This window comes from Salmonella sp. SAL4457, assembly GCF_046548235.1.
Classification (GTDB): Bacteria; Pseudomonadota; Gammaproteobacteria; order Enterobacterales; family Enterobacteriaceae; genus Salmonella; species Salmonella enterica.
Window position 1 is genome coordinate 1 of record NZ_JBGDZO010001019.1, and the last position, 249, is coordinate 249.

Sequence of the window (249 nt, forward strand, 5' to 3'; positions counted from 1 at the left end):
CAACCAGGTCGCCTTCGAAGTGATCGGCAACGACCTCGCCCTGACCCTGGCGGCCGAAGGCGGCCAGTTGCAACTGAACGTGATGGAGCCGCTGATCGCCTACAAGATCTTCGACTCGATCCGCCTGCTGCAACGCGCCATGGACATGCTCCGCGAGCACTGCATCACCGGCATCACCGCCAACGTCGAGCGCTGCCACGAACTGGTCGAGCACAGCATCGGTCTGGTCACCGCGCTGAACCCGTACAT

1 pseudogene is annotated in these 249 nt (G+C 63.1%); it reads left to right on the plus strand.

Going from position 1 to position 249, the window contains the following annotated elements:
* Positions 1–249, plus strand: a pseudogene (gene aspA / locus ACLJNW_RS27255) (aspartate ammonia-lyase); the annotation flags it as partial.